The sequence below is a fragment of the Microbacterium sp. HMWF026 genome (assembly GCF_003061325.1).
Classification (GTDB): Bacteria; Actinomycetota; Actinomycetes; order Actinomycetales; family Microbacteriaceae; genus Microbacterium; species Microbacterium testaceum_E.
Genome location: NZ_QAJB01000350.1, coordinates 22,900 through 29,045 on the forward strand (window position 1 = coordinate 22,900; position 6,146 = coordinate 29,045).

The 6,146-nt window shown below is 68.8% G+C and carries 7 protein-coding genes; 4 read left to right on the top strand and 3 right to left on the bottom strand.

The annotated features are described in order from the left end of the window. Positions 1-92 precede the first annotated feature (92 nt). Both DBR36_RS13135 and DBR36_RS13140 read left to right on the top strand, forming a co-directional pair. Entirely contained in the window at positions 93-935 is an 843-nt protein-coding gene (locus DBR36_RS13135; protein ID WP_108320082.1) for a GNAT family N-acetyltransferase, read from the top strand. Positions 936-1,018: 83 nt separating this feature from the next. Continuing rightward, positions 1,019-1,333: a DUF2277 domain-containing protein gene (locus DBR36_RS13140; RefSeq protein WP_108320084.1), complete on the top strand. Its 315-nt coding sequence runs from the start codon at positions 1,019-1,021 to the stop codon at positions 1,331-1,333. 93 nt (positions 1,334-1,426) lie between these two features. Here DBR36_RS13140 and glnA read toward each other — a convergent pair whose 3' ends face one another. After that, positions 1,427-2,851, bottom strand: coding sequence for a type I glutamate--ammonia ligase (gene glnA / locus DBR36_RS13145; protein ID WP_108320086.1), 1,425 nt, complete (start codon positions 2,849-2,851; stop codon positions 1,427-1,429). A gap of 133 nt (positions 2,852-2,984) precedes the next feature. On the opposite strand from glnA, the gene DBR36_RS13150 reads away from it, so the two are divergent. Further along, complete coding sequence (locus tag DBR36_RS13150) at positions 2,985-3,413, top strand: RDD family protein (protein WP_375136081.1); 429 nt, start codon at positions 2,985-2,987, stop codon at positions 3,411-3,413. Positions 3,414-3,462: 49 nt separating this feature from the next. Here DBR36_RS13150 and DBR36_RS13155 read toward each other — a convergent pair whose 3' ends face one another. After that, entirely contained in the window at positions 3,463-4,173 is a 711-nt protein-coding gene (locus tag DBR36_RS13155; protein WP_108320090.1) for a DUF4191 domain-containing protein, read from the bottom strand. A gap of 117 nt (positions 4,174-4,290) precedes the next feature. Here DBR36_RS13155 and DBR36_RS13160 point away from each other — a divergent pair, with 117 nt between their 5' ends. Further along, a complete protein-coding gene (locus DBR36_RS13160; RefSeq protein WP_108320092.1) occupies positions 4,291-5,319 on the top strand; it encodes a hypothetical protein in 1,029 nt (342 codons plus the stop codon). Between the two features lie 17 nt (positions 5,320-5,336). Here DBR36_RS13160 and DBR36_RS18460 read toward each other — a convergent pair. Then, the coding region (locus DBR36_RS18460) for a 2-oxo acid dehydrogenase subunit E2 (protein WP_258222840.1) at positions 5,337-6,146 on the bottom strand (810 nt) is incomplete at its 5' end.

The window sequence follows — 6,146 nt, forward strand, 5'->3', positions numbered from 1 at the left end:
CGTGCCCCTCCGACATCGCGGGGGAGGTTGACCTGAGGGGATGCCGGGAAGCGGCGACCGCCCGGCGGCGCCCGACCTGATTCGATGGGGGAGTGCACTTCAGGGCTCTCACCGAAGACGATCTGGACGCGGCCCCCGACTGGTGGGCGGACCGCAGGCTCGCTGCCGACCGGTGGCGCGGCGAAGAGACCCGTTCGGCCGTCGTCGAACAGGCGGGCGAGGTGGCCGCGGCCGGCGCGATGTGGACATCCCGCGTTCATGACACGCATGCCTGGCTCGAGATCGTCGTCCACCCCGATCACCGTCGCCGAGGGATCGGCACCGCTCTCGCCCGACACCTCTCGTCACTTCGCGTCCGCGACATCCCGTTCACGGCGCGCGGATACGTCGACGACCCGGCTCTGCAGTTCGCGGACGCGTTGGGAGCGACGACGATGCAGATCGTGCCGCCCGCACGGGTCGAGCTCGCCCGACGAACGGCCCTCCGTTCCCACGTACGCGTGCAGCCCCTCTCCGGAGTGCCTCGAGAGCGCGTCGAGGCGGCGCACGCGGCGCTCTACAGCTGGACGCACGAAACGTGGAGCCCCACGCGAGAGGACTTCGCCGACGCGTTGAACGAAGATCTGTGGGATGAGGTCGACGTCGACGCCTCCGCCGTCGCGGTCGATGACCGGGGCGCTGTACTCGCCCTCGCCCTCGCCTACCTCGACAGCGAACCGCCGCTCATCGTCGCCGAGACCACAGCTCGAGACGTGCCCGAGGGTGAGCGTCTGGTCGAAGGATGCATACGGCGTTCGATGGACGTACTCGCCCGTCGGGGGCTGTCGACCGTGGACTTCGACGGCCACATCAGCGACACGCATTTCCTCCCCGCGCTCGCCCGTCTGCAGCCCTCCGGCCGCTGGTTCCGTCTCGTCGAGATCCCGGGGTTGTGAGCGCCGGTGATCACCGGCCCCGCTCGTCGTCTGGGCAATTCCGACCCTCGCGCTCCGGGCGGCGCAGGCCTAGCCTGTCGGGCATGTGCCGCAACATCGTCCCGCTCCACAACTTCACCCCGCCGGCGACGGATGCCGAATGCCATGACGCCGCGCTGCAGTTCGTGCGCAAGGTCGTGGGTACGACGAAACCCTCGCGTGTCAACCAAGAGGTGTTCGACCGTGCCGTGGCCGAGATCTCGGCATCCGTTCGGGATCTGCTCGACGACCTCGTGACGAGCGCCCCACCGAAGGTGCGCGAGGAAGAGGCCGCCAAGCGTCAGGCACGGTCGGCCGAACGATACGAGGCGATCCGGGTGTTCCAGGAGCAGAAACGGGCGGCGCGCGCGGCGGGATGACGCGGCGGAGCCGGCATCCGTCGATCCCCGGAGAACGGCGAAGCCCGCCCCCGCGAAACGGCGGGGACGGGCTTCGTCGTGGATGATCGGCGATCAGACCCCGAAGTACAGCTCGTACTCGAAGGGGTGCGGGCGCTGGGCGATCGGCTGAATCTCGTTCTCGATCTTGTACTCGATCCAGGTGTCGATGAGTTCCTGCGTGAAGACGCCACCGGCGAGCAGGAACTCATGGTCGGCGCGCAGGGCCTCGAGCGAGTCGAGCAGCGAGTTGGGAACCTGCGGGATGTTCTTGGCCTCTTCGGCGGGGAGCTCGTAGAGGTCCTTGTCGACGGGCTCGTGCGGCTCGATGCGGTTCTTGATGCCGTCGAGGCCAGCCATGAGCTGCGCGGCGAACGCGAGGTACGGGTTGCCCGAGGCGTCGGGCGCACGGAACTCGATGCGCTTGGCCTTGGGGTTGCTGCCCGTGATGGGGATGCGGATGGCCGCGGAGCGGTTACCGGCCGAGTACACCAGGTTGACGGGAGCCTCGAAGCCCTTCACCAGACGGTGGTAGCTGTTGAGCGTCGGGTTGGTGAAGGCGAGGACCGCGGGGGCGTGGGCCAGCAGACCACCGATGTACCAGCGGGCGATGTCGGAGAGCCCGCCGTAGCCGGTCTCGTCGTAGAACAGCGGCTTGCCGTCGTTCCACAGCGACTGGTGCGTGTGCATACCCGAACCGTTGTCGCCGAAGAGCGGCTTCGGCATGAAGGTGGCGACCTTGCCCCACTCTTCCGCGGTGTTCTTGACGATGTACTTGAACTTCAGGATGTCGTCCGCCGCGTGGACCATCGTGTCGAAGCGGTAGTTGATCTCCTGCTGACCACCGGTGCCGACCTCGTGGTGCGAGCGCTCCAGGACGAAGCCCGCCTCGATCAGCTTGAGGGTGATGTCGTCGCGCAGGTCGGCCGTCTTGTCGACGGGCGAGACGGGGAAGTAGCCACCCTTGTAAGGGGTCTTGTTGGCGAGGTTTCCGCCCTCTTCGGCGCGGCCCGTGTTCCAGGCACCCTCTTCGGAGTCGACCGAGTAGAAGCTCGAGTTCTGCTTCACTTCGTAGCGGACGTCGTCGAAGATGTAGAACTCGGCCTCGGGGGCGAAGAACGCGGTGTCGGCGATGCCGGTGGACGCGAGGTACTTCTCGGCCTTCTTGGCGACCTGGCGCGGGTCCTTCGAGTAGATCTCACCGTTGCGCGGGTTGTAGATGTCGAAGATCATCACGAGGGTCTTGGCCTCGCGGAACTGGTCGACATACGCGGTGGTCACGTCGGGGATGAGCTGCATGTCCGACTCGTGGATGTTCGCGAACCCGCGGATCGACGAGCCATCGAAGAGCTGGCCGACGGTGAAGAACTCCTCGTCGACGGTCGAGGCGGGGATGTTGAAGTGCTGCTGCACACCAGGAAGATCCGTGAAACGGATGTCGAGGAACTTGACGTCCTCGTCCTGGATGAACTTCAGCACCTCGGACGAATCTTTGAACATGAAGACTCCAGAGGTAGAACATTCGGGATCGTGCCGGCCTCGGCCAGCCTCCTCGACCCTACTCAGAACGGGTGTCCCCGTCATATCTCGGATGTTTCCGGCATGTTACGCGACCCGGATTACGCTGGATGCCGTGAGCGTGACCGCCGAGAACGAATATCCGGGCCAGCGGCTCGGCCTTCCCCGCGAGGGTCGCGGCTCCATCGCGCGCCCGGGCCGTCGGATCGCCGCCCTGCTGATCGACGTCGCGAGTGCCGGTCTGGTCGGTTTCGCGTTCTTCTCCACGCCCGACCCGGTGACCGGCGTCCCCTTCGCCAACCCGGTGGCGGCGAACGTCATCTTCTTCGCCGTGCAGATCCTCTTCATCCCGCTCATCGGCGGTAGTCCGGGACACCGCCTGATGGGGATGCGTCTCGAGCTGGCATCCGGGGGATGGGTGGGCCTGTGGAGGCCGATCGTCCGGACGGTGCTCCTGGCCCTCATCATCCCCGCCGTCGTCTTCGACGCCGACCAGCGCGGCCTGCACGACAAGGCGGTCGGGACGATCCTCGTCCGCAGCTGACATGACGAAGGCCCCCGCCGTGCGGGGGCCTTCGTGGTTCGGGAAGAGATCAGCGCGGGCGCGGGGCGCGCATCTTGGTCGGGTCGACGCCCTTGGGGATCGGCAGCGACGACAGGCCCTGCGACACCGACGACACGCGCTTGATGACGGCGGCCATCGTCGCGCGGTCCACCTTCTTGGGCAGCGCCTTGATGGTCGACGCGAGCTTGGCGATCGGCACCTCGTCGTCGCCGTGGCCGACGTAGAGCACCGTGACCGGCACGCCCGCGGCCACGCGCAGGACGCGCGAGCGCTCCTCGCCGACGAGGCGCGTGAGGCGGCTGCGGTTGCCCTCGCCGATGAGCACGACGCCTCCGCGACCGATTGCGCGGTAGAGCGCCTCCTGCGTGCGCGGGTTCACGCCGATCGGCGCCTCGGATGCCTGCCAGTTGCGGCCGAGCGACGAGGAGAGGACGTGTCCGGTCGCGCCGGGCATGCCGTCGATCTTCTTGTACATCGCCGTCGTCGACAGACGCGTCATGGTGATCATCGCGGCGAGGATGCCGGCGAGCAGGCCCGTCACGCCCCAGAGGATGATGCTCCACACCGCCAGCGGCGGGATCAGGAACCCGACGAGCACGCCGAGGGCGATGCCCACGAGCACGATGCCCGCCAGCAGGAACGGCAGCCACCGGTACTCCTTCTGCGTGAAGGTGTACAGGGTTTTCAGCTGCGAGAAGAAGCCCGGACGCTTCTCGGGCGTGGTGGTGCGAGCGGCCATGCGAACGATTCTATCTTCGCGGCCGACCCTTCCTCCCCCGCCGCCCGATGGGGAAGATCATCCACGGATGCCGATCCCCGCCCGGCGGTCCCCGGCCCCGCTCGGGATCATCGGGGGATGACGCTCTCCGCCGCCGCCGTCCTCGTGGAACCCCTCGACCTCTACCTGCATCGCCGCGCGCGAAGCGCTCGCGCGCTCACCCCGGGCGAGGCCGTGACCGCGGCGGTCGGACTCCTGAGGGGATGCCGCCGCGCGACGGGACGCTTCGACGCCACCCGCTGGTGGCTCCGCGCCGACGGGTGCCCGGTCGCGGTCGAAGAGGCCGCAGGACCCGACCCCGTGGCGGCGACCGCGGACTCGCTCGCCCAGGCCGCCGAGGTCTCCGACGATCCGCCCACCCGCGACATCCTCACCCGCGCCCGCGAGAGCGTTCTAACCAGGCCCCCTCGAGAATGGGATGCCGTCGAACGACGGTTGCTGGCTCACGCCGAACCCGTCCCTCTCGTCCTCGGGCCTTTGACGCCCATCGAGGCGACGCGCGCACCGACCGCTCCGGAGCGCGCACATGACGAGACCTCGCCGCTCCTCGCGCTCATCGACGCGGATCTGGCGGACGGCGTGCGCGCTGCGGGGCGCGGGGTGATCGAGCGCTGGCGGTCCTCGCGTGCCCTGCGCCTCGGGACCGTGGTCGCCGGGGTCATCGCGGTGATCGTGGTGGGCGCCTCCCTGCTTCCCGGATCCGACGCCCCCTCCGCACCGACGGCAGGGACGACGGCCGCCGGCACATCCGCCCCCACGCCATCTGTGGCACCCGCGCGCCCCGATACGCCGTCGCCCGCTCCCGCCGACGATCGCGTGCCGCTCTCCGACGACGTCGTGACCGCGGCGCGACAGCTCTTCGCCGAACTCGCCGCGTGCGGTGAAGGTCCGTCGTGCGCGGGCTCGTACGAGGAGCAGTCGTCCTTCCCGCGCGAGCCCCTGCTGGCCGGGGCCGCGGACGCCGAGATCGATCTTCTCGACGATTTCGGGGGAGTGGCGGTCGTCCGCGTCGGTACGGATGAGGCAGCGCAGTACGTCACCTTGATCCGCCAGAAAGACCGATGGCTGGTCCGCGCCGTCAGAACGGTCGCGGACCAGCCATCATGAGCTGGACCCCTGAGGGATCAGATGCCGAGGTCGCCCTCGAACTGAGCCGCCTCGAGGCGGGCCTTCACCGCGCCGAGGAAGCGCGCGGCGTCCGCGCCGTCGATGATGCGGTGGTCGTACGACAGCGCCAGGTAGACGTAGGAGCGCACCGAGATGGCATCCTTGCCGTCCACCGAGACGACGCCCGGCTTCTTGACCACGGCGCCGAGGCCGAGGATCGCCGACTGGGGCAGGAACACGATGGGCGTGTCGAACAGCGCGCCGCGCGAACCCGTGTTGGTCAGCGTGAACGTGCCGCCGGCGAGCTCATCGGGCTTGAGCTTGTTGTCGCGCGTGCGGGCGGCGAGATCGGCGATCTCGCGCGCGAGCTGGGCGATGTTCTTGTCGCCGGCATCCTTGACCACGGGGGTCAGCAGACCGCGCTCGGTGTCGACCGCGATCGACACGTTCTCGTGGGCCGGGTAGACGATCTCGTCGCCCTCGACCGTCGAGTTGATGATCGGGAACGCCTTGAGCGCCTCGACGGCCGCGATGGCGAAGAAGGGCAGGAAGGACAGCTTGTCGCCGGTCTTCTGCTGGAAGTCGCCCTTGACCCGGTCGCGCAGCGCCGAGAGCTTGGTCACGTCGACCTCGACCACGGTGGTGAGCTGCGCGGTCGCCTGCATCGACGCGACGGCGCGCTCGGCGATGACCTTGCGCAGGCGCGACATCTTCTGGGTCGTGCCGCGCAGCGGCGAGACCTCGACGGGAGCGGGCGCGGCGGGAGCCGACGCGGCCGGAGCAGCGGCGGCGGGCGCGGCCTTGGCGGCCTCGGCCGCCTTCAGGAC